Below are 22,729 nucleotides of genomic sequence, written 5' to 3'. Positions count from 1 at the left end.
AATCATTTATTAAGCCTACTGTTATGCCAACTATAAATCACTCTCAAGATGCGCAAGACCGCTATTTTATGATGCTTGCTATCGAACAAGCTAAGCTCGGTTTGTATACCACTAGGCCAAATCCAGCAGTAGGTTGTGTCATCGTCCAAGCTGAAGAAGTGGTCGGTCAAGGGTTTCATCCGAAAGCTGGTGAGCCACATGCAGAGGTATTTGCATTAAAAGAAGCAGGCGATCGAGCAGTTGGCGCGACGGCTTATGTGACTCTAGAGCCATGCAGCCATACAGGGCGTACACCGCCGTGTGCATTGGCACTTGTGGCCGCAAAGGTGAAGCGCGTTGTGATTGCAGGTTTAGACCCCAATCCACAGGTGGCAGGTCACGGGGTTAAGCTGCTAGAGCAGGCAGGTATTGAAGTGACAATTGGCATACTGACAGAGCAGGCAGAAGTTTTAAATCGTGGATTTTTAAAGGCTATGCGGACTCAGATGCCCTATGTCAGATTAAAAATAGCGACTAGCCTAGATGGTCGCACCGCAATGGCATCTGGTGAGTCAAAATGGATTACATCAAATGCGGCTCGCGAAGATGTGCAAAAAATACGCGCGCGAAGTGGAGTAATTATAACTGGTAGTGAGACAGTGATAGCTGATGATCCGCAGCTCAACGTGCGTTCGAATCAACTAGGCGTATTACCTAAAAAAATACCAGCACCTCGGATTGTAGTGCTAGATAGACGTCAGCGTTTAGAGCACAGTGCTCAGTCTGATTATCAATTATGCCGCCGTACAGATACGATTTATTGGCACACAGATGATCTCACTGATTTACTAGCAACATTAGTGAGAGACCATCAATGCTATGATGTCTTGGTGGAGGCAGGTGCTGGCGTTGCGGGAAGCTTTTTAAGTCAGCAGCTGGTCGATGAGTTGATTGTTTATCAGGCGCCTTGTCTACTTGGTGATCAAGCGCGACCAATGGTTAATTTCAATCCTATCTCACTGGCTCAACAGTTGCGCTTCGATATTTATAATTATGAGCAACTTGGTTCTGACCTTAAATTAACACTATTGCCTTTATGAGCTCTTACTTGCAAAACTGTTATCCACAAAATGCTTATAATTTGAACAGTATGTGGATAAGTACGTTGTTATTTTAAATGTTCCACATGAAACTGTGTATAACTTTGTTTCACATGAAACATGAAAAGCTGATTATTTTTGGGTTTGTATGATAAATTATATAATAATCAGTATGTTATATCTCTTATTCTTACGCTGTAAGCGCCAAAATAAATTTAGCACCGTTGTGGATAACTATATAGTTATTAAAGATTTTAAGAGTATCCTATTGACTTACGCTTACTTATCCACAATCTATCCAATGACAGCCTGCATTTACCGCGTGTTTCACTGCGAAGTGTGCTTAGAAAGGCAGCACTAAGAAATTTGGTTAAGTATTTGATAAATAAAGCTATGTGTTTATAGTAGCAATATAATAACGAGATGAGGATGATATGTTTACTGGAATTATAGAAAGCGTTGGAACCGTAAAATCTATGCAACCAACAGGCGGTGATATACGCTTGACCATAGAGTCTAATGATTTGGATTTTAGCGATGTAAAGCTCGGTGATTCTATTGCATCGAACGGTATCTGTTTGACTGTTGTAGAGCTCGGTAATAACCATTACTCTGTTGATGTTTCACGTGAAACTATTGCTCGAACAGCGCTAGAAACATTGAAAGCAGGTCATACGGTCAATCTAGAGAAAGCGATGCTACCGACGACTCGTTTTGGTGGCCATATTGTTGCCGGTCATGTAGATGGGGTAGGCATCGTCAGTAAGCTACAGCAAGATGCACGTTCTATTTATATTGAGATTGAGATACCTCAAGAGTTGGCACATTATACAGCGACCAAAGGTTCTATCACGGTAGACGGGATTAGTCTGACTACCAATCTGGTACGTGAAAATATCGTTTCTTTAAATATTATCCCGCATACCGCTCAAGTGACTAATATCGCTAAGCATTGGTTGGTGGGTAACAAGGTCAATATCGAAGTGGATATCGTTGCGCGTTATTTGGAGCGTTTGCTAAATAAATCACAATCTGGTGGCATGAATACCGCCAATCCTCAAAGCCAAATTACAGAAGCTTTTTTAGCAGATAATGGCTTTATGAAATAACGTTTGAGGCTATACCTACCTGTCTAGATATTTCACCCTGTCCGTATTACGAAATCAAAGTAATATCGACAGGGTGATTTTTTTTATTCTCTTATTGACGTTTAGGGTATAAAGCTTTGTAAAACGGTTTCTAGATCCTTTTTACTGATAGGTTTGGATAAAAACTCATTCATACCTACTTGCATGCAGGCCTTGCGATCCTCTTCTGTATTATTTGCCGTTAGCGCGACAATAGGTATATCGTTGCCTTGTGCGCGGATTGCCTGAGTAGCTTGTAGACCGTCCATGACTGGCATCCGGCAGTCCATCAAAATCAGGGAAATCTCCTCACGCTGGCTGGCTAATATATCAAGCGCTTGCTGACCATCTTCTGCAACGATACTGCGATAGCCAAGTTTACTCAGCATTTTGCAGGCTATTTTTTGATTGGTTGGACTATCTTCCACCACTAAGATAAGGGGTGATAATGGCTGCGAACTTTCTTTTTGAGCAGTTGTCTCGCTAATGTTCTCTTTGATATCTTGTGTTTGTGTTAGCTTTTTTCTAGCTGGTATTGTCAAGCGCAGGATTTCAGACAGTAATAGCGCACTATCTAAAGGTTTTGCCAAAAAGCCATCACATTGATCGAGTAACATAGAGGGTATGCGGCGCTCAGATTTCATACTAAACAGTATTTTAGGAAAGGATGTATTAGCGAGCAGGCTGTTTAATGCCTGCCGTCTATCGATGCTCGTAACTATATGATTGCTGTGCGTTAAATGGGGTTTTGTGAGGTCAGACTGCCCTTGTGGTAATGAATTTTGATATTTCGCTGAGCTGTCAGCGTTGGTCTTGCTGCCAACTAAGATCGCGCTGGTGTCATAGTACTCATAATCTAGTAGGAGTATGGGTGCTGAGCTTTGCTGCTCTCGACTTAGGCGTTCTGTTAATTGCTCTATAGTCGCTAGGTCTACAGAAGTATAAATAGTGCTAGATATCGCTAAGTGCTCACAAAGCCGCTGTAAATGTTGCGCAACAAGCGGCTGATGGACGACCGCGATTAGGCAAATATGATTTAGGTGCTGACTAGGATGATATACCGGCTGATAGCTTGGACGTCGACAAGGCAAATAGAGGTTGAACACGCTACCTTCATTAACGGTACTGGTTAGTTCTATAAATCCACCTAGTAATCGCGCAAAGCTATTGACGTTTTTTAGTCCCAACCCTGCATCGATAGCATTTTGCGATATTGGATTAATATCTGGGCTATGGGGTTTATTTAAGTACGACAAAAGCTGATGCTGTTTGGCAGATGTGATACCGATACCAGTGTCCTGCACACTAAAGCGCACCCAGCAACTCACTGCATCTGTAGTAAGGTTTGTATTGATAGACTGCAAGGTCTCTTTGCTAGCCTCTGACATTTGCTCGTGGTCGGTTAGTTCGATAATAAGTGCTACATGACCGGAGGGGGTGAATTTTACGGCATTGTGCAGTAGATTCAGCAAAATCTGCCGGAGACGCACGTCATCAGTATCAATAGAGCGTGGAGAGTCTGGGGCAAAGAAGTAAATCAGCTCAAGCCCTCTTTGCCTCGTATCATTTATGATTAGCTCATTAACTTCCTGACCAAGCTTGTAAATATCGACGGGCTCAATATTAAGACGAGTTTTTCTAACCTCGATATTTCCTATATGTAGCGTCTCATTGAGTGCGGTCAGCATGTTTTGACTGGTGGTAATCAAAGTATCTAGCGTTTTGTTTTGTCTTGCATTCAATGTGTTCGGATCGATTGGCTCAAGGATATCGATCATAGCTTCTAGCGGTATGCGCAACTTATGACCGATGACAAACCTAAGTTTATTGAACTCATCAACCTTTCGCTGTAGCTGTTTATTTTGCTGTTGCAACTGCTCGTTCTGATTAACCAGCTCACTGACATCATTAAGCAGTACCGTAAAACCATGAACTTGTCCATGCTCACCAAACCATGGTGTAGCATGCAACTGGTAGGCTTGTTTATTGTCTATTCCATAGACGGTCAGTGTACGCGAGACTTGTAAACTAGCTAGCGTTTGCAGTATTTGCTGAGTCGCCTCATCTTTGCCCATGACAAAGTCAGTGAGTGTATAACTGTGTCCGTTTTTGTCAGAGGGTGTAAATATTTTTTCAAAGCGTTGATTATAGAAGCTAATCTGACCGTGACGTAAGCTCATCAGCATTGGTAGCGGTGATTGATCAACCAAGCGTTCCAAACGATGATTTAATGTTTTGATACGTCGATAGTCGTTGTGTAGCTGATAACTGACACGGCTCAGTGCATGACCTAGTAGCAAAAACTCAGTGGTGGATTTTTCTTGTAAAAAGGGTGGCGGCGTATAAGACTCTTTTGCATGAACACTCAACTTATCAGTGTAAGCTATTAGCTGCTCCCAGTTGGTTCGACGGTGGAGCATATAAAACAAAGCGATAAAAAACAGTATCAAAGCCACCATTAATGGTAGCCAATAACGATATGAGGTCCATTCGATAGTCAAAGGCTCATAGCGCAACACAACATAAACCTGGTGACCACTTTCGAGCTTTATCGTTCCTGTTAAAGCACTATTACTGACTGTATAAGCACTTTGATTATCCTTAGACAAGGTAGCTGCATTGACTGTGGGAAACGTGACTGTCGTAAAAGCTGATTCATTCGGTTGAGTTTTACGATGGATATAAGTTTGCCCAGATGGCATCATCAAAATAAGCTGATAGCTGATATGATCAAAAGTAGGCTGTTTTAGGATTTTTTCTATTTCTATATCTATAGGCGCGGCATGCTCAGTAATACTGTGCTGTAACGCATGAAAAGTATCTATACTGTGTTGTTCGCTATGATGTCTCAACCCATCAAACAACGTGACATAGTACAGCAACAGCATGACCAGCAAGGTCGATGCATAGAAGATCAATAATCGCTGTAAGGACTGAAACTGTTGCATGAGAGCATGGCCCTATATCGACGCAAAAATATATAGTGAAATCATCGTTTCTTATAGTAATTGATTTATCCAAAACCTTGCTACTGATACCTTCCTATTATCTATAGCAGAATAATAGTGTGCTATTTGTAGAGTATTGCTGACGAAGTATTTTTATTCTATAAGAAGGTCGATAACTAGAGCAATGACACTTTTTATATTATAAAGGCAAAAAGCGTCATTAGTCATACTGGATTGAGACTACCACACTTATGGCACAACGTCGTAAACTCACCTATAATGGACAAATTAACCTTATATACTGCAAGACTATGACTACTGCCACTTTTGATCTGTCTAATACATCTATAAATAATAATAAACTATCTACCGAGCGACTAAGGGTCGTATTTGCAGGCACGCCTGAGTTTGCTGCCATTAGTCTAGAAGCGCTCATTCGCCAGCAAGACGCACTTAATATCGATATTGTCGCGGTATATACCCAGCCGGATCGTAAAGCAGGACGCGGCCAAAAACTATCAGCCTCTGCTGTCAAAGAAGTGGCATTAGCGAACGATATCGCTGTCGAGCAGCCAGTCACCTTCAAAAAATCCAGCACAGAGGGCATAGCAGCACGACAAACATTGCGTACGTATCAGCCAGATCTTATGATTGTCGCTGCTTACGGTTTGATTTTGCCTATCGGTGTATTGACCACACCCACGCATGGTTGTCTAAATATTCATGCCTCATTGTTGCCACGTTGGCGCGGTGCAGCGCCTATTCACCGTGCACTATTAGCAGGTGATGATGAGACAGGTATCACCATCATGCAGATGGATAAAGGGCTTGATACTGGTGATATGCTCTATAAGGTGAGCGCTAGTATAGAGCCTGATGAGACTGCTGCTAGCCTACATGATAAGATGGCAGCGCTTGGTGCGACAGCTATCGCCACAGTATTAAAAGATTTATCACATTACCAAGCACAGGCAATCACCCAAGATGACAGTCAGGCAAATTATGCCGAAAAGCTCGTAAAAACTGAAGGTGAGATTGACTGGACACAACCTGCTGCTATCATTGAGCGTCAAATTCGTGGATTGACACTATGGCCAGGCGCTTATACTTTTCTAGAAGGGCAGCGTGTCAAAATACTCGCTGCACTACCCATCAATACCACGCAAAAAACAGATAAGTCCGCTGGTACGGTCGTGAGTGTGGGACGCAAAGCAATCTTAGTCGCTTGTGGTCAAGAGGCTGAACAACCAAATAGTAATGGCGCTCATGACGAGCAATTGAGCAACACTCTAGCCATCACCCGTTTACAATTTGCTGGTGGTAAGCCGATGACCGCGGAACAGCTTTGTCATGGTAATCAGCTAAACGACGGTGATCGATTCACAGCAGAATCAAAATAATTTTATCTAAATAGCTTTATCTGAATAGCTTTAAAGACATTTAACCCTACTAGCACAAGACGCGATCGATCATACGTCAAGGAAATACAACTTCATGAGACAAACCAACAGCGCGTCTAAAAACAATGCACCTAGAAACAATAAGCTCAAGCCATCAAGCAACCTGATTATGAATGGCAGCGTTCGCGTTCGCGTCATTCGCACCTTGCTTGCGATTCAAAATGGTCAATCGCTCTCAAGCGTGCTTGACCCATTATTAAACAGTCTGCATGACGGTGATAAAGGTTTTGCACATGCATTGTTACTGACCACGTTACGCCAATGGCATGCCCTTGCGCGATTGCTCGACACGCTAGCGGACAACCCTATTGACGAGGTCGAAGTTCGTACCACGATTCAAGTGGGTTTGGTGCAGTTACTGTATTTGGAAGTGGCAGATCACGCTGCCATCCATGAGACAGTGGAGTCGGCAAAAGAGATTGAATTTGCCCACGCGACAGGTTTAATCAATGCTATCTTGCGCAAAGTTGCCAAAAATCCGAGTAAATTCCGTAAGAAGTGCGATAAAAAACACAGTTTGCCAAATTGGCTTGCTTATCAGCTTAAGCAAGACTGGAGTGAGCAGTATGATGAGCTGACCCAAGGCTTACGCCAAGCGGCACCCATGTTTTTGCGAGTCAACTCGGCAGTTACTTCAGTAGAGGACTATCAGCAAGCATTGTACGGTGCAGAGATTGACGCTGACATGATTGAGCTAACCAGCAGTTTACAGCTGGCTGGTTCGTCAGAGGCAGCGACGACGCTGTCGACCAAAGGTTTAAGACTACATCAGAGCACCGCTGTCAATGCTTTGCCTGATTTCGCTGAAGGCACTGCTAGCGTACAAGATATGCATGCTCAGCTTGCGGCACCTATTATTAACAAAGCGTTAATGGCGAAGCTCAGCGCTGAAAAGTCTGATGCGGAAAATACGAATAACGAGATACATGTTCTAGATGCCTGCGCCGCTCCAGGTGGTAAGCTTGCTCATTGGTTAGAGCTGCTTAGCTCAAATGATTCTTCATCGTTGTTTCACGTGAAACAAGATAATACAGAAGAAGTTTCGCCAGTGCCTAAAATTAAGCTAACGGCTATCGATAACGAAGCCCCGCGTATCGAACGCATCTACGACAATTTACAGCGTCTCAATCTCAAACAGCAAGATTTAGAACAAGCTGAGAAAAATATCGCCCTCAACGTTGTCTGCGCTGATGCCACCAGATGGCAGCATGGCAAAAATAAAAAAGCGGCGACCAATGAGCCAGTATTTGATGCGATATTATTGGACTCTCCTTGTACCGCGACGGGCGTGATTCGCCGTCATCCTGATATCAGTATTTTGCGTACCGAAGAAGATATCGAACAAACCGTCCTGCTGCAAGCGGATATTTTGCATAACCTATGGCCGCAGCTCAAAGTGGGCGGTTATCTGTTGTACGTCACGTGCTCTATTTTAAAGCAAGAAAACGTGCTGCAAATGCAAGACTTCATCAGCTACCATAACGATGCGTCAGTGACTGAATTTACTGAGGATTGCAATTGGGGTATCGCCCAAGAGATTGGTCGCCAATGCTTGCCAATCGATAGCGAGAGTGGCGATGGTTTTTATTATGCGTTATTGCAAAAGACTGCTGAATAAACCGTTTTTAATTATTGAATAACACTATTGTAGACAGGACGATCTAATGAAATATATCAGTACTCGTGGTCAGACAGCACCGATGGACTTTAGTGATGTGCTATTAATGGGTCTTGCGCCAGACGGTGGTTTGATGTTGCCTGAGCATTACCCAACGATTGATAGCGCTGTACTCGATGAGTGGCGCACACTCAGCTATCCACAGCTAGCGATGGCGATTATGCAGCGCTTCGCCACTGATATTCCAGCAGCTGATTTGCAGGACATTATCGAGCGTACTTATACAGCTGATGTGTTTGGTTCTGATGATATTGTTCCTGTCCGCAAGCTCGAAGATAACTTATACATTTTAGGATTATCAAACGGCCCAACGCTAGCATTTAAAGACGTAGCTATGCAATTCTTGGGCAATGCCTTTGAGTATGTGCTCAAAAGAAAAGAGGCACGTATCACTATTATTGGTGCAACCAGTGGCGATACAGGTAGTGCAGCGGAATACGCCCTACGCGGTAAAGAAAACGTCGAAGTCTTTATGCTATCACCGCATGGTAAAATGAGTGAGTTTCAGCGGGCACAAATGTATAGCTTGACTGATGATAATATCCATAATATCGCGATCGATGGTATGTTTGATGACTGTCAGGATATCGTCAAAGCGCTGCAGCAAGACGCTGACTTTAAAGCGCAGTATAACTTAGGTACGGTCAACTCTATCAATTGGGGACGCATCCTCGCGCAGATCGTTTATTACTTCAAAGCGTATTTTGCGGTGACGACAAATAACGACGAAAAAGTCAGTTTTAGCGTGCCATCAGGTAACTTTGGTAACATTTGCGCCGGTCACATCGCACGTGAAATGGGTCTGCCCGTTGAGCGTTTAATTGTTGCCACCAATGAAAATGACGTGCTCAATGACTTCTTTAACCAAGGTGCTTATCAGCCGCGCCCCACTGACAAAACCTATGTAACCTCAAGTCCATCAATGGATATCTCAAAAGCTTCGAACTTTGAACGTTTTGTTTACTTGTTACTGGATAAAGACAGCGCGCGCGTTCATGAGTTATTTGACGGCGTAAAATCAGGTCAAGGGTTCGACTTGTCTGATTTGATGGAAGCGGTCAATACACGTTACGGTTTTGCTGCTGGCAAATCAACCCATAGCGATCGCTTAAACACGATCAAAGCGTTGTATGAACAGCATGGCGAACTTGTCGATCCGCATACAGCTGACGGTATCAAGGTCGCCAAAGAGTTACAGCGTGAAGGCGAAGTCATTATCTGTGCAGAGACCGCATTGCCTGTTAAATTTGCTGACACTATTGTTGAAGCAGTGGGGCAAATCGACATCGAGCGTCCGGCTCACACAGAAGGCTTAGAGAGTTTGCCACAACATGTCATAGTCTTGGACAATGATGCGGCATTGGTTGCTGAGCAAATTCGTCAGCATGTTGCACCAAATCCCGCATAAGCGATAAACGTTGTGAGTTCATCTTCTATAGATAGAAGCGTTTGTATAAAAGTTACACCATTGTAATAAAGTGTTTATGATTGTGTTATGGTAGATATAATTGTAGTATTAGAAACAGCGTCAGCGAGTCATTATTTTGCTAGACGCTTTTTTGGGAATGAATCTAGCCAATTATACTGAACAGCTGCCCTATAGTTGCCACAAGAGTGATACTTATAAATCACTGATAATATTGATTTTTTCATAAAGTCAAATGTTTTTAGAGTGATGAATTAAGTGTGATTTATTGTGACCAAAACAGTGGTACATATTGTGGATATAACCATGAAGATGAGCTTAAAAAAGACAGCAAAAGCACTGGCAAAAGGATTATTAGTTACGACATTTAGCAGTGCCATGTTGATGACCACAGCCCACGCCAATAATCCACCACCTACCATAAAAGCAGACGCCCCCAATCGCTATATCGTCAAAAAAGGCGATACCCTATGGGACATCTCAGGCCGCTACCTCGACAGTCCATGGCGCTGGAAAGAGATCTGGGCAACCAACAAGCAAATCAAAAATCCAAACCTTATTTATCCAGATGACATTCTTATCCTTTGTGTGATTCAAGGTAAGACGCTGATAGGAGTCGATACAGGAGAGGGCTGTGCTGGTATCGAAAAGCAACTAACGGGTAACGTGGTTGCCAGTACTATCGCCGTGACATCAACGGCCAATAGTATTCCGCCTATTCCATGGTCTGCTATTCAGCATTGGCTTGATAAAACGCTCATTGTGAATCCAGAAGATTTCAATACCACACCGTATATCTTGGCGTCCAAAAACCGCAATTTAATCACAGCAAGCGGTGATAAAGTCTATGCCAAAGGGGTGCCACTGATCGTTGGTCAGCGCTATGGCGTATACCGCGAGGGTGACCTATACGTTGATCCTAAAACTCAAGAAGTTATCGGTCTGGAAGTCACGCAAGTAGCGACTGGCCTTGTTACTTCGACAGAAAGTAATGGCGTCACCAGCTTGCAGCTTACTGACAGTTACGACAAAGAAGTGCGTGAAGGTGATCGCGTGTTTGTCGAGTTGGATAACGCCATTCCACCTGTCTTTTATCCAACGCCTGCCAGCGTCAATCGTGGCGGTATGATAGTGCGGGTGATGGACTCAATCAGCTCTGCCGCTAAAGGCAGCGTGGTAGCGATCAATTTAGGCAGCTTGCATGGCGCCAAACCAGGTGACGTACTGACCGTGTATCAAAAAGGCCCATTGGTACGAGATGTTAAGGATAATGACATGCCGGTACGCTTGCCAAATGAGCCAAGCGGTATGGTGATGGTGTTTAATACCTTTGATAATATCAGCTATGCTTACGTACTTGACTCTGAGCTACCACTCAATGTTGGCGACCAACTATTGCCACCCCCTTATCTATAAGCACATAAGGCTTTGTGAAGCGATTTTGCTAAGTTTGCCCAAACGAGACAGATGACAATGACCGCAGTCACCTCTTCTTTATCCGACGATCAGCGTGCGATATTGGCGCTGTGGTATGAGGTGAATGCATCATTATCTGCTTATCACAAGCTTGTTACCACTTATGGTGACGCGCAGCTCGCATGGCAAGCCAAGGTAGAGGCATGGAAGCAGTTAGGCATTCATCACACGCATCTCAAACGTCATGAACATCCAGAGCAAACACACGCTGCTATTGATAAGATACAGCAAGCGCTTCTAGATGGGCGCTATGGTTTATTGTTTGCCGGTCAGCCTGACTATCCTGCTCAGCTTCTTCATATTTATGATCCGCCGCCATTATTATTCTTTCGAGGAAATAGCGCGCGCCTGCATCAAGCTCAAATTGCTATCGTAGGCAGTCGAAAACCAACAGCTCATGCTCAAAAAATCACGTTTGATATGGCGCAATATCTGGCACAGGCAGGGTATATCATCACCAGTGGTCTGGCGATAGGCGTGGACAAACGGGCTCATCTAGGCGCTTTGGCGCAGACTGATCTTGACTATCAAGGTCGTACTATCGGCGTGATGGGGACAGGGATTGATGTGAATTATCCCAATCATCGTGACCAGTTATTTGCTCAAATTATTGAGCAAGGTGGCTGCATTATTAGTGAACTACTACCGCATACTCAGCCGCACAAACATACCTTTCCGCGCCGTAACCGTCTGGTAGCTGGGCTGAGTCTAGCCACGATTGTGACCGAAGCGACGATCAAAAGTGGCTCGCTCATTACCGCCCGTCTAACTTCTGAGCAAGGCAAACAAGTCTTTGCCATTCCAAGTCATATTGATAATAGCAATGCCGAAGGTTGCCATCATCTGATACGTGAAGGGGCAACGTTGATTTATCATCCACAGCAGGTGTTAGAGGATGTCAATGATCAGCTTGATTATGATAAGCGCTCGTATAGACCAACAGATATTACTACAAGCGCTAATAGCCAACAATCGCAGGCAACTCAGTCATCTGATGCGCTAAATGTAGAGACAGGCTCTGTCACAACGGTCAGTCAGCCAGAACCTTCTCATATCAAATCCCCTCGTAGCGCGATCGTTGTTCCTGAGCATTTAACACAGATCTATGAGCAGCTCGATTGGCATGGACAGGATTTAGATGCACTTATTATTGCCACTGGGCTTGCGCCGCCACAGCTGATTGGACAGCTGATGGAACTTGAACTAATGGGCGTCATCAGTGTGCAAGGCGGACGCTATTTACGTGTATAGCGTATCGTAATTCTTAACTACCACATAGAAATAAGTAGGATAGATTCTAAATATCGCTACCTTAGTCAGCCTGTCTCTTGTGCTATTATTAGTGTCTCTATTCCAGCATGAAACATGTAAGCTATGAGCCAATCTATACCTTTTATCACTGACTCTGCCATACAAGCTGCAAACTGGCTTAAAGAAGGAAAGCTGCTTGCATACCCAACAGAAAGCGTTTGGGGTATCGGTTGCGACCCTTATAATCAAGCCGCTGTGCAGCGTATCTTAGATATCAAACAACGTCCGCAAGCCAAAGGCATGATCGTCATTACCGATAGCGTAGAGCGTTTGTCACCTCTACTAGCCTCTTTAAATAATAACCAGCACCAGCAAGTTATCGATAGCTGGCAGTCAGATGTTAATGACGGCGAGTTACAAAATCGCCAAGCGCATACTTGGTTATTACCCATTCCTCAGACACTTTCGACCACGATGCCCTCATGGATAATGGGTGAGCATCAGACCATTGCAGTCAGGGTCATCGCCCATCCTATCATACGAGAACTGTGCCAACAGATGGTCAGCGCAAATAATCCATTTGGCTTCATTGTTTCGACTAGCTGCAACCCGTCAGGTCAATCGCCTGCCAGCACCTTTGATACCGCCTATGGTTACTTTGGTGAGCAGATTAGCTATTTTCAGGCAGATACTCTAGGTTATATCTTACCCAGCCAAATCCGTGATGCAACGACAGGCTCAGTCATTCGTTAGCAGGCAATAAACGACCTTTCATACCATTATAGCCTAGTCTTTCGTACTGTCTTTTTTGTGCTGTCGCCATCGATACACTGTATTTCGCTAGCTGAAAATTGCTATGGTTATCGTTCTGTAGCCATAGCAAAAATATACCGTCTCAGCGCTAGCTATCGCTAAACCCGCTTCCTTTGTTCCCGTTGCTTTACTAAAAGTATGTAAAAGTTATTTTGATAAAAACGACAAAAAAGTAGACGATAGTTAAAAGGGGCTGATTTTTATTGAACGATGAATCTTTCAACGATAGGTCATCGTTGCGATATTTGATACATATAGGGAGTAGGGTATGAAAATTTTAATTAGTGGTGGCTCAGGGTTTTTGGGTAGTGCGTTTAGCCGAGAGTTAATCGAACGGTATCGCACGCAAGGTAAAGAGGTGATGATTACTTGGCTGACCAGAGATAGCAGTCAAGCTCATCCTGATGACATCAGTATGATGACTTACGATGAGCTTGCAACCTCTGATATGAGCTTTGATGTCATACTGAATTTAGCTGGCGCAGGTATTGCTGACGCGCGTTGGAGCGATGAGCGTAAAGAGCAATTAATAGCCAGTCGTATTAAGCCTACTCAATCGATATTAAGCTTCATCCAACGTACTGCAACAAAGCCAAAACTACTAGTAAGCGGCTCAGCAATCGGTTGGTACGGCACGCAAGGTGATAAGCCATTAACTGAACACAGCAGTTTTGAGACAGACTTTGCCCATCGCTTATGTGAGGAGTGGGAGAGCTTGGCGCTCAAAGCGACTGATTACGATGTTCCTGTCGCTATTGTACGAACAGGCGTTGTGATACATCCTGAAGGCGGTATGGTGGCCAAATTATTACTGCCATTTAAATTTGGCGTTGGCGGGCAGTTGGGTGATGGTCAACAAATCATGAGCTGGATTAGTCGTGACGATTGGGTAGGGGCGGCGATTTTTATTATTGAACAGCATCTTGTCAGTCAATTTGGCCATAAACAAAGAGTTTCACATAACGATAATGTCATAGAGACAAGAAGTGATACGCCAGCCTTTGTCTATAATCTCACTGCGCCCAATCCCGTGAGTAACCATACTTTTACTAAAACGCTTGGCTCATGGTTACATCGGCCGACACTTTTTACCTTGCCAGAGTTTTTGCTGAAGCTCATGTTTGGTGAGATGTCAACGCTACTGATTGATGGACAAAAGGTGCTGCCACAAGCGCTTCTTGATGCAGGTTACACATTTAATCATGTGACACTCAAACAAGCATTAGAGGATCAGAAGTAGTTACGTCGTGATTGTTTCATGTGAAACATAATAAGGTCGGCTTATATTAAATATTCACTAGATTGTATTTCTGTCTAAGGGCAATCCATGCGTTATGCATTTTTCATCACCATTTTTTTGCTCTTGCAGCTGTTTAGTGCGGGTGCTGCTCTAAGCTTACAGTGGTGGTTACAGCCTTGGATCACGCCAACGCTCCGAATCGCTATATGGTCTACTATATTTATTATTACTAACGGATTGTTGATATTAAGTGTCAAAAGAGCGTTTGCCAATAGCTACCGCTGGGTTAGCGGTTGGATGTTGGTTATGCATTTTATGCTGCTCACGGCATTGCTGATAGGCCTAATCTATGGTGGATATTGGCTAATAGTCCTGCTGTCAGGTAATGCGACCAATGACCTGAGCAGTATCGCTATTGGATTACGTGCCCTAGCCTTGATTATATTTATAGGACTATTCTCTTATGCGCTGCATAGTGCTTATGTGCCAGTCGTACGCAAGCTGTCCATTAGTATCAACAAACCGCTTGCTAAACCATTGCGCATTGCGGTCGCGAGTGACCTGCATCTAGGACGACTATTTGGCGTAGCAGCGATAGATAGGTTGAACCGTCTAATGATTGATTCGCAAGCTGATATGCTGCTTATGCCAGGCGATATCATGGATGACAATACAGACGCGTTTAATAACTATAATATGGCAAAAAACTTAGCTGAGCTGTGCGCTAATCTACCATATGGCGTCTATGCAACGTTGGGCAATCATGATTTGTATGGGCACGAACAGCCAATTAGCCAAGCGTTAGTCGATGCAGGCGTACATTTATTAAATGATGACGTATTTGGTATCGAACATGAGGGGCAGCCTATATGGCTGGTTGGACGTTTTGATAATCATAAACGCCAGCGTGTCGCGACACCTGATCTGCTCGCGAAAGTTGATACTTCACAGCCAGTGATACTGCTGGATCATAGACCAAGCGATATTGAGGAACACAGTCAGTTACCAATCGATCTGCAGGTATCAGGACACACTCACAATGGACAAGTATTCCCCGCCAACTTCATCGTGAGCGCCATCAACCGATTAGGCTATGGGTATGAGGCCATTGGCAGAGGACACTTTGTGGTATCCTCGGGTTATGGCTTTTGGGGTATTCCGTTTCGATTGGGCTCACGCTCAGAGATTTGGTTAATTACCGTTTCTAGTCATACTAATAAATAGCTAGTACTAGCTAATCTTTATGCCACGAGCTGCGATTTTGTACTAATAACCTCACGGACGAAGCCGCTAAAACCATGAATAATATTTTTTGTTTCCTGCCCAAGTCCTTGATGCACGCTCATAAAATGAATAAAGCCATGCGGTGCGCCCAACACAGTATGGGTCTCAACAGGTACCTTATAACTCTTTAGCTGTTTGGCATAAGCAAATGCCTCATCACGCAATACATCGAGTTCAGCGGCGACGATATAGGTGGGACATACTTTGCTGTTATCACCAAGCATTGGCGAATTTAATATATGTATGCGTGGCAACGGACTATTCTCAAGACAAGCAGCGTCAAATACTGCCACATCAGCATGATCCAATAGCAGGCCTTCACCATACAGCTCCCAACTTGGATAATCTGTCTCAATATCAGTCACAGGATACAGTGGCATCTGTGCTAGAGGCGCAGGTAGCTTCTTTAATAGATCAAACATTTTCTGACCATCTGTACCCAAGTCTAACCAAGCGTTTTCGTTTGGTGCGGTGAGTTGCTGTGCAATCAAGGTAGAAAGACCACCACCTGCGCTATCGCCTGCAAGAACGATACGTGACGGTAAGGCACCTAAGGTATGGCAGTGCTCAGCCAACCAAGCATAAGCGGTGATACAGTCTTTCAACGCTGCGGGTGCAGGACACTCAGGAGCCAAGCGATAATCCACACTGACCACGGGCCAACCAGTCTGCTCACAGACCGCGTGACAGAACTCGTGATGTGTATCGACATCACCGATACAAAATCCACCACCATGAAAAAACAACATGGCTGTTTTGTCAGGATTATGATTACGTCTTTTTTTAGGGCCAATGCTCTTGGTACCTGCCTGATAGCAGCGAATGGTCATATCACCATCATCCGCGTTGGCTATGGTTTTATCTTCCCAATTGACAGGTGTTTCACCTTTTTTGATAAAAGGTTTGATGTTACTTAGCATACTGCCACCCGCTTGATGCCATACACTCGGTGCTTGCATCGCTACCGCATCTGCAGCAAACCTTTCACGGAGTTCATGCATGGGCGTCAGCTCTAATGGTGTCTTAAGATGACTATTCACCGCGAGGATCAGGCGCAAATGAGCATTGGCATGCAGATATTGCTTTGAGTGAGGCCCTTTTAGATAGGCAATCAAACCTTCTAATACTGGCGTTGGTAGATAGCCAAGACCTTTCATCGCATAGTGCAAAGTGTGTGGCTGGCAATGTGTCATTGGGTTATAACTGAGCATTTTTTCTTTCACGCTCAAACGCTTTTTTTGCACACCATTGTCTTTCGCTTCACTAATCATCTCATCGTTTGACGCCAAATGCAGCGCCATCAATGTTTTGTTCAGTAAGGTATTGATTGATGATACTGTTGAATTAGACATAACATCTCTCATAACTGTTTTTTGAGTGTTTACTGTTACATCAGCGTACACTTTAGAGTAAGGAATAATATTTGTAGCAATAATAAGGCAGTAGTGCGTAAAACAGGGTGTTATTTAGTAATGGCGTGGGTAGCAACGGTAACCTATTTAGAGTAATTGACGGTTTTTTGTACGTTTTGTTAACGTATATTGAGACCAGTTGACACAGCGGAGAAATGCTGAGTACTTGTTTTAAAGAAAGATCTAACTATATTTGTCGTAAATGCGAAAAATTCCTTTGCTTTAGGCTTGAAATTTATACTTACTACCTTTATCAAGCAGCTATTAGAGCGTATTAATATAAAAAATGAGTGATAACCGTTAAGTATCTGATAAAGGCATGATACAGCCAGCGATTGGCTGATTTATTGTGTCTTATCTCAATTATTATTGATATTCCAAGGAGCTATCATGAGCGAGCAAAATACCAACCAAGAAAACTTTGACCAAACGGTCGTACATGACAATGTTGAGCATAAAGAAAGTATCTTAGAAGAAACCTTGGATGAGTTTGATCCAAAGAACAACTCAGGCGAAGAAGCCACGATTGAAAACGAGATCAACCTTGACACATTCAAAGCGCGCATCGCTGAATTAGAAGGTGAAGTGAAGCAAGCCAAAGAAAGCACTGCTCGCGCCAACGCTGAAGCGTACAATGCACAAAAGCGCGCCGAGCAAGAAGCAGATAAGAGCAAAAAATTCGCTCTTCAAAAATTTGCAAAAGAGTTACTCGATATTGTTGATAACTTAGAGCGTGCTATCGAAAACGCAGACGCGAATGACCCAGTCGCTGAAGGGGTACAACTAACTCACAAAGCATTGGTCTCTGTACTCACACGTCATGGCGTAGAAGTGGTCGATCCAGAAGGTGAGAAATTCAACGCGGACTTCCATGAAGCAGTGGGTATCGATCCAGAAGCAGAAGCTGATACCGTCGGTACAGTTCTACAAAAAGGCTATAGCTTAAACGGTCGTCTGCTACGTCCAGCCATGGTACGTGTTGGTCAATAATATTTTTTGGGGCTAAACCCTACTAATATGAAGGTTTTTCACAAAAAATCACAGGAAAGACTGTTTTTGCTTGATTACCGCCTTGAAAAATACAACAAGCAAACCGATATATAGCAACAAGTGACCGACTACGGTCTGGATAAATAAGTATTTATAGTTAAAAACAAATTAGGAGCAATTGATTATGGGTAAAGTAATTGGTATTGATTTAGGTACGACTAACTCGTGTGTAGCAGTAATGGAAGGTGACAAAGTTAAAGTCATCGAAAATGCTGAAGGTACGCGTACCACACCATCAATCGTCGCTTATAAAGATGACGAAACATTGGTTGGTCAGTCAGCGAAGCGTCAAGCAGTCACCAATCCAAGCAACACATTGTTTGCGATTAAGCGTTTGATCGGTCGTCGTTTTGATGACAAAGTCGTGCAAAAAGACATCGGCATGGTTCCTTACAAAATCGCTAAAGCAGACAACGGCGATGCGTGGGTAGAAATCAACGGTAAAAAGCTTGCGCCACCACAGGTTTCTGCTGAAATCTTGAAAAAAATGAAAAAAACAGCAGAAGATTATCTTGGTGAGAGCGTGACTGAAGCAGTCGTAACCGTACCTGCTTACTTCAATGACTCACAGCGTCAAGCAACCAAAGATGCAGGTAAAATTGCAGGTCTTGATGTAAAACGTATCATCAATGAGCCAACTGCTGCGGCACTTGCTTATGGTATGGACAAGAAACAAGGCGATAGCACTGTTGCTGTATATGACTTGGGCGGTGGTACTTTCGATATCTCAATCATCGAAATTGCAGACGTTGACGGTGAGCAACAGTTTGAAGTACTAGCGACCAACGGTGATACGTTCCTTGGTGGTGAAGACTTTGACTCAGCATTGATCGATTTCTTAGTGGCTGAATTCAAAAAAGAACAAGACGTTAACCTAAAAGGTGACTCTCTTGCGATGCAGCGTCTAAAAGAAGCCGCTGAAAAAGCGAAGATCGAACTATCAAGTGCACAAAGCACTGAAGTGAACTTGCCTTATATTACTGCTGATAGCAGTGGTCCTAAGCATTTGGTTGTCACTATCAGTCGCTCAAAACTAGAGAGCCTAACGGAAGAGTTAGTACAGCGTACCATGGGCCCTTGTAAAATTGCCCTTGAAGATGCTGGCCTAAAAATCGGCGATATCGATGACGTTATCCTCGTTGGTGGTCAGACTCGTATGCCACTAGTTCAACAAAAAGTACAAGAATTCTTCGGTCAAGAGCCACGTAAAGACGTAAACCCTGACGAAGCAGTTGCAGCTGGTGCGGCAATCCAAGGCGCGGTATTGTCTGGTGACAAAACTGACGTATTGCTACTTGATGTAACGCCATTGACGCTAGGTATCGAAACCATGGGCGGTGTTATGACACCAGTTATCGAGAAAAACACCATGATTCCTACCAAGAAATCACAGGTATTCTCAACAGCTGAAGATAACCAGCCAGCAGTAACGATTCAGGTATATCAAGGTGAGCGTAAAATCGCTAACCAAAACAAACTGCTTGGTCGTTTTGACTTGACGGATATCCCACCAGCACCACGTGGCTTACCGCAAATCGAAGTGTCTTTTGACATCAACGCTGATGGTATCATGAACATCTCAGCAACCGATAAAGGTACTGGTAAAGCACAAAGCATCCAAATCAAAGCGGATTCTGGTTTGTCGGACGAAGAAGTCGAACAAATGGTTCGTGATGCAGAGGCTAATGCCGCTGAAGATGAGAAATTCGCTAATCTAGCGCAAGTTCGTAACGAAGCAGATGGTCGTATCCATGCGGTACAAAAAGCGCTGAAAGAAGCAGAAGATAAAGTCACTGATGAAGAAAAATCAACAGTAGAAACTGCGATCACTGAGCTTGAAGCGGCAGCGAAAGAAGACGATCATGACGAAATCAAAGCCAAGCTTGAAGCGCTAGACAACGCATTCTTGCCAGTTAGCCAAAAAATCTACGCTGATAGCGGTGCTGGCGCAGAAGGTATGGATCCAAGCCAGTTCCAACAAGGTGCTGACGCTAATGGTAGCAACCAAGCGGATGATGACGTTGTTGATGCTGAGTTCACTGAAGTAGATGAAGACAAAAAGTAAGTAATTACTTAATGTTCAAGGCTGATTTAATCGCTAGTTAGATTAAATTAGCTAGATCAAAAAAACGCATCTTTCGAGATGCGTTTTTTTATGCCTGATATTCAAGTATATAGTTTCAAGCGTGCCGTTATGGCAAACGCGCATCAATCATTAGTACGTCGTAAGTCAGATATACGCAAGGCTGATCGTCCTCATCTATGCCCGAAAACTGCTGCCAATAATCGCGCTCGAATGCTTGCAAGCGGGTTTTGGTCCAGACAAAAGGCTGTGTGTTGGACGTTTGCTCACCAATCGTTTGCCTGCTATGTGTTTGATTGGTAGAGACACCGGTCATCTTCATATGTTTAAGCACATCATAAGGCTGGGCAAAAGGCACGTTAAAGCGCTGCGTTGATAGCTTTATGTGTCTAAATCCTGCTTGATCCAGTGCTGATTGCCATTCACTAATATCTGGATAACGCAGTCCTTGTCGTGTCAGTGTCTTTATTTGCAAAAAATTATCTGGGGTAAAGGTGCTTAGTAATAATTGTCCATTAGGTTTTAGCCGTGAGGCTGACTGTGCGATAAAGCTGAGTGGATTATCAAACCACTGAATCGCACTGGCACTGATGACTAAGCTATGCTCACCGCCTAAATCCATCGTTTCCGCATCGCCAATAAGGATTTGTGCTTGTGGCAACAACTCCTGTAAATGAGTGGCTTGCTGCTCACATAACTCGTTGATACACCATCGCTCACTTTGTACATATGCTGCCAGTAGCTGCGTTAGTTGTCCCGTGCCTGCACCGATCTCAAGCACACTGTCTTGATTGGTATTATCGATAGCCATCAATAAGTGCTGACAAACCTGCTGCTGAATGTGAGCATGTTTATCGTACTGACTGGCTTGAGAAAAATGCCGCGCAATGGTCTGCTTGCGGGCACTTAGCTCAGAAGTAGTGAGGGGATGTTCCATAATCGTTCTTTCACATAAAATTTTATAATGAGCATCAAAAACTGCTGTCGTCATATAGATAATTGCATGATCAGGCGCTCGCACTCAGTATGGGTAATGGCTGCGTTGAGTACCAAGCGAATACGTGATGTATTGGCAGGGACGGTCGGTGGCCTAATGGGTAAGGCATAAAATCCAGCGGCTTGGAGCTGTTTCGCTTTTGCCATCGTACGAGCGTTGTCACCCAAAATATAAGGCACAATGGGTGACTCGTAAATAGGATCTTTTGCTGCTGATGCTACACGATATTCAGGGCTAATGGCTTGGCTCAGCTGTAATGAAATCTGCGCCAAATGCTGTCGCCGCGTCTGTAGCTGCGGCATTTTTGCCAAAATAAACCGTGTCCATGCATGATTGATCGGTGGCAATGCGGTACTAAAAATCAGCGGACGCATCTGATTGATGAGCCATGATTTGACCACCTCATCACATATTATATAAGCGCCAACCGAAGCAAACGCTTTACCAAACGTACCCACTAGGTAGTCAATCTCAGTGAGAGTATTTGTTTCTTCGGCTAACCCTAATCCTTGCGTTCCCAGGACACCGACGGCATGGGCTTCGTCGACATACAGTTCAATACGACTGTCAGCGGCTTTTAGCTTAACTAAAGTAGGTAGATCAGCACGATCCCCGTCCATGCTAAAAATACTTTCGGTGACGATGATGATACGCTCCACGTCCTCCTCAACCTGCGCGAGCATAGCAGCCAAATGCGCATAATCATTGTGCCGATAGCGGCGATACAGACAGCGTTTACTTTCGCTTAGCCTGATACCATCAATCATACTGGCGTGTACCAACTTATCTGCCAAAATAACTGTCTTCACTGATAGTGCAGTCAATGCAGGTAAAATCCCGATATTGGCGTGGTAGCCACTATTTAATACCAACGCAGATTTTGTCGTAGTTTGATTTATTCCAGCTGCGGTTTCATACCACGCTTGTAGCTCGTCTTCTAGCGCTTGTAGCTGTGCATCGTTACCAGTTAACAGACGCGATGACGTTGCACTCATTTTGGGTAAACAGTCCACTGATTGCTGAATAAATTCAAAAAACTCACGCTGCAACTCAGCATCACTGCCCAAACCTAGGTAATCGTTGCTAGCAATATTTAATAGGGTATTGTCATTAACAATTACATACCGTCCTTGATGTTCGATACCTGGTAATTTGCGATACTGCTGTTTGTCTTTGAGTTGTAAGAGCGCAATTTGTAGCTGTGCGTTGATAGAAGCTGACATACAGAGCCGTCCTTTTTCTTTATTCGTCAGTATACGCGGAACACAATGAGTAGGGATTATTGCACAAAAACGTGATGTGTAACAAAAAGTTTCATATATCAGCCTTTGTAACCCGAGCGCTGACAAATGCTTTCAAATCTTAACTCTCATACCATTAAACACTGACAGAGTGTCTGAAATAG

The 22,729-nt window shown here is 43.9% G+C and carries 16 protein-coding genes; 12 read left to right on the top strand and 4 right to left on the bottom strand.

Annotated features, from left to right (window positions below; all coding sequences use genetic code 11):
• Positions 1-23: 23 nt before the first annotated feature.
• Both ribD and QO189_RS13095 read left to right on the top strand, forming a co-directional pair.
• Entirely contained in the window at positions 24-1,079 is a 1,056-nt protein-coding gene (gene ribD / locus QO189_RS13100) for a bifunctional diaminohydroxyphosphoribosylaminopyrimidine deaminase/5-amino-6-(5-phosphoribosylamino)uracil reductase RibD (protein WP_371533066.1), read from the top strand.
• 434 nt (positions 1,080-1,513) lie between these two features.
• On the top strand, positions 1,514-2,188 hold the full coding sequence (locus QO189_RS13095; RefSeq protein ID WP_371533065.1) for a riboflavin synthase: 675 nt from the start codon (positions 1,514-1,516) through the stop codon (positions 2,186-2,188).
• 101 nt (positions 2,189-2,289) lie between these two features.
• Here the strand turns inward: QO189_RS13095 and QO189_RS13090 are convergent, their stop codons facing one another.
• Entirely contained in the window at positions 2,290-5,154 is a 2,865-nt protein-coding gene (locus QO189_RS13090) for a response regulator (RefSeq protein ID WP_371533064.1), read from the bottom strand.
• Positions 5,155-5,465: 311 nt separating this feature from the next.
• Here QO189_RS13090 and fmt point away from each other — a divergent pair, with 311 nt between their 5' ends.
• From fmt to QO189_RS13050, 8 genes are all read left to right on the top strand, one after another.
• Positions 5,466-6,554: a methionyl-tRNA formyltransferase gene (gene fmt / locus QO189_RS13085; RefSeq protein ID WP_371533063.1), complete on the top strand. Its 1,089-nt coding sequence runs from the start codon at positions 5,466-5,468 to the stop codon at positions 6,552-6,554.
• Between the two features lie 94 nt (positions 6,555-6,648).
• A complete protein-coding gene (locus QO189_RS13080; RefSeq protein WP_371533062.1) occupies positions 6,649-8,232 on the top strand; it encodes a transcription antitermination factor NusB in 1,584 nt (527 codons plus the stop codon).
• A 46-nt stretch (positions 8,233-8,278) separates the two neighbouring features.
• On the top strand, positions 8,279-9,700 hold the full coding sequence (thrC, locus tag QO189_RS13075) for a threonine synthase (protein WP_371533061.1): 1,422 nt from the start codon (positions 8,279-8,281) through the stop codon (positions 9,698-9,700).
• 324 nt (positions 9,701-10,024) lie between these two features.
• Positions 10,025-11,134, top strand: coding sequence for a LysM peptidoglycan-binding domain-containing protein (locus tag QO189_RS13070; protein ID WP_371533060.1), 1,110 nt, complete (start codon positions 10,025-10,027; stop codon positions 11,132-11,134).
• A gap of 57 nt (positions 11,135-11,191) precedes the next feature.
• Complete coding sequence (dprA, locus tag QO189_RS13065; RefSeq protein ID WP_371533079.1) at positions 11,192-12,445, top strand: DNA-processing protein DprA; 1,254 nt, start codon at positions 11,192-11,194, stop codon at positions 12,443-12,445.
• Between the two features lie 123 nt (positions 12,446-12,568).
• Positions 12,569-13,198: an L-threonylcarbamoyladenylate synthase gene (locus QO189_RS13060; protein ID WP_371533059.1), complete on the top strand. Its 630-nt coding sequence runs from the start codon at positions 12,569-12,571 to the stop codon at positions 13,196-13,198.
• A gap of 328 nt (positions 13,199-13,526) precedes the next feature.
• Entirely contained in the window at positions 13,527-14,498 is a 972-nt protein-coding gene (locus QO189_RS13055) for an epimerase (protein WP_371533058.1), read from the top strand.
• Between the two features lie 87 nt (positions 14,499-14,585).
• Positions 14,586-15,722, top strand: coding sequence for a metallophosphoesterase (locus tag QO189_RS13050; RefSeq protein WP_371533057.1), 1,137 nt, complete (start codon positions 14,586-14,588; stop codon positions 15,720-15,722).
• A gap of 17 nt (positions 15,723-15,739) precedes the next feature.
• Here the strand turns inward: QO189_RS13050 and QO189_RS13045 are convergent, their stop codons facing one another.
• Positions 15,740-17,134, bottom strand: a complete 1,395-nt coding sequence (locus tag QO189_RS13045; RefSeq protein WP_371533056.1) for an alpha/beta hydrolase — start codon at positions 17,132-17,134, stop codon at positions 15,740-15,742.
• A 450-nt stretch (positions 17,135-17,584) separates the two neighbouring features.
• On the opposite strand from QO189_RS13045, the gene grpE reads away from it, so the two are divergent.
• The gene (gene grpE / locus QO189_RS13040) at positions 17,585-18,184 is read left to right on the top strand and encodes a nucleotide exchange factor GrpE (protein ID WP_371533055.1); all 600 of its coding nucleotides are present in this window, start codon (positions 17,585-17,587) and stop codon (positions 18,182-18,184) included.
• 184 nt (positions 18,185-18,368) lie between these two features.
• A complete protein-coding gene (gene dnaK, locus QO189_RS13035) occupies positions 18,369-20,309 on the top strand; it encodes a molecular chaperone DnaK (RefSeq protein ID WP_371533054.1) in 1,941 nt (646 codons plus the stop codon).
• Positions 20,310-20,436: 127 nt separating this feature from the next.
• Here the strand turns inward: dnaK and QO189_RS13030 are convergent, their stop codons facing one another.
• Both QO189_RS13030 and QO189_RS13025 read right to left on the bottom strand, forming a co-directional pair.
• Entirely contained in the window at positions 20,437-21,264 is an 828-nt protein-coding gene (locus tag QO189_RS13030; RefSeq protein ID WP_371533053.1) for a methyltransferase domain-containing protein, read from the bottom strand.
• 50 nt (positions 21,265-21,314) lie between these two features.
• A complete protein-coding gene (locus QO189_RS13025; RefSeq protein WP_371533052.1) occupies positions 21,315-22,547 on the bottom strand; it encodes an 8-amino-7-oxononanoate synthase in 1,233 nt (410 codons plus the stop codon).
• Positions 22,548-22,729 lie beyond the last annotated feature (182 nt).

It is taken from the genome of Psychrobacter sp. Arc29 (assembly GCF_041431175.1).
Taxonomy (GTDB): domain Bacteria; phylum Pseudomonadota; class Gammaproteobacteria; order Pseudomonadales; family Moraxellaceae; genus Psychrobacter.
The sequence above is the reverse complement of the archived record's forward strand: the minus strand, read 5'-3'. Positions and strand labels throughout refer to the sequence as shown.

Excerpts from the sequence above, each read along its gene's own strand:
- ribD (WP_371533066.1), top strand. The coding sequence starts at position 24 with ATGCCAACTATAAATCACTCTCAAGATGCGCAAGACCGCTATTTTATG.
- QO189_RS13095 (WP_371533065.1), top strand. The coding sequence starts at position 1,514 with ATGTTTACTGGAATTATAGAAAGCGTTGGAACCGTAAAATCTATGCAA.
- QO189_RS13090 (WP_371533064.1), bottom strand. The coding sequence starts at position 5,154 with ATGCAACAGTTTCAGTCCTTACAGCGATTATTGATCTTCTATGCATCG.
- fmt (WP_371533063.1), top strand. The coding sequence starts at position 5,466 with ATGACTACTGCCACTTTTGATCTGTCTAATACATCTATAAATAATAAT.
- QO189_RS13080 (WP_371533062.1), top strand. The coding sequence starts at position 6,649 with ATGAGACAAACCAACAGCGCGTCTAAAAACAATGCACCTAGAAACAAT.
- thrC (WP_371533061.1), top strand. The coding sequence starts at position 8,279 with ATGAAATATATCAGTACTCGTGGTCAGACAGCACCGATGGACTTTAGT.
- QO189_RS13070 (WP_371533060.1), top strand. The coding sequence starts at position 10,025 with ATGAAGATGAGCTTAAAAAAGACAGCAAAAGCACTGGCAAAAGGATTA.
- dprA (WP_371533079.1), top strand. The coding sequence starts at position 11,192 with ATGACCGCAGTCACCTCTTCTTTATCCGACGATCAGCGTGCGATATTG.
- QO189_RS13060 (WP_371533059.1), top strand. The coding sequence starts at position 12,569 with ATGAGCCAATCTATACCTTTTATCACTGACTCTGCCATACAAGCTGCA.
- QO189_RS13055 (WP_371533058.1), top strand. The coding sequence starts at position 13,527 with ATGAAAATTTTAATTAGTGGTGGCTCAGGGTTTTTGGGTAGTGCGTTT.
- QO189_RS13050 (WP_371533057.1), top strand. The coding sequence starts at position 14,586 with ATGCGTTATGCATTTTTCATCACCATTTTTTTGCTCTTGCAGCTGTTT.
- QO189_RS13045 (WP_371533056.1), bottom strand. The coding sequence starts at position 17,134 with ATGTCTAATTCAACAGTATCATCAATCAATACCTTACTGAACAAAACA.
- grpE (WP_371533055.1), top strand. The coding sequence starts at position 17,585 with ATGAGCGAGCAAAATACCAACCAAGAAAACTTTGACCAAACGGTCGTA.
- dnaK (WP_371533054.1), top strand. The coding sequence starts at position 18,369 with ATGGGTAAAGTAATTGGTATTGATTTAGGTACGACTAACTCGTGTGTA.
- QO189_RS13030 (WP_371533053.1), bottom strand. The coding sequence starts at position 21,264 with ATGGAACATCCCCTCACTACTTCTGAGCTAAGTGCCCGCAAGCAGACC.
- QO189_RS13025 (WP_371533052.1), bottom strand. The coding sequence starts at position 22,547 with ATGTCAGCTTCTATCAACGCACAGCTACAAATTGCGCTCTTACAACTC.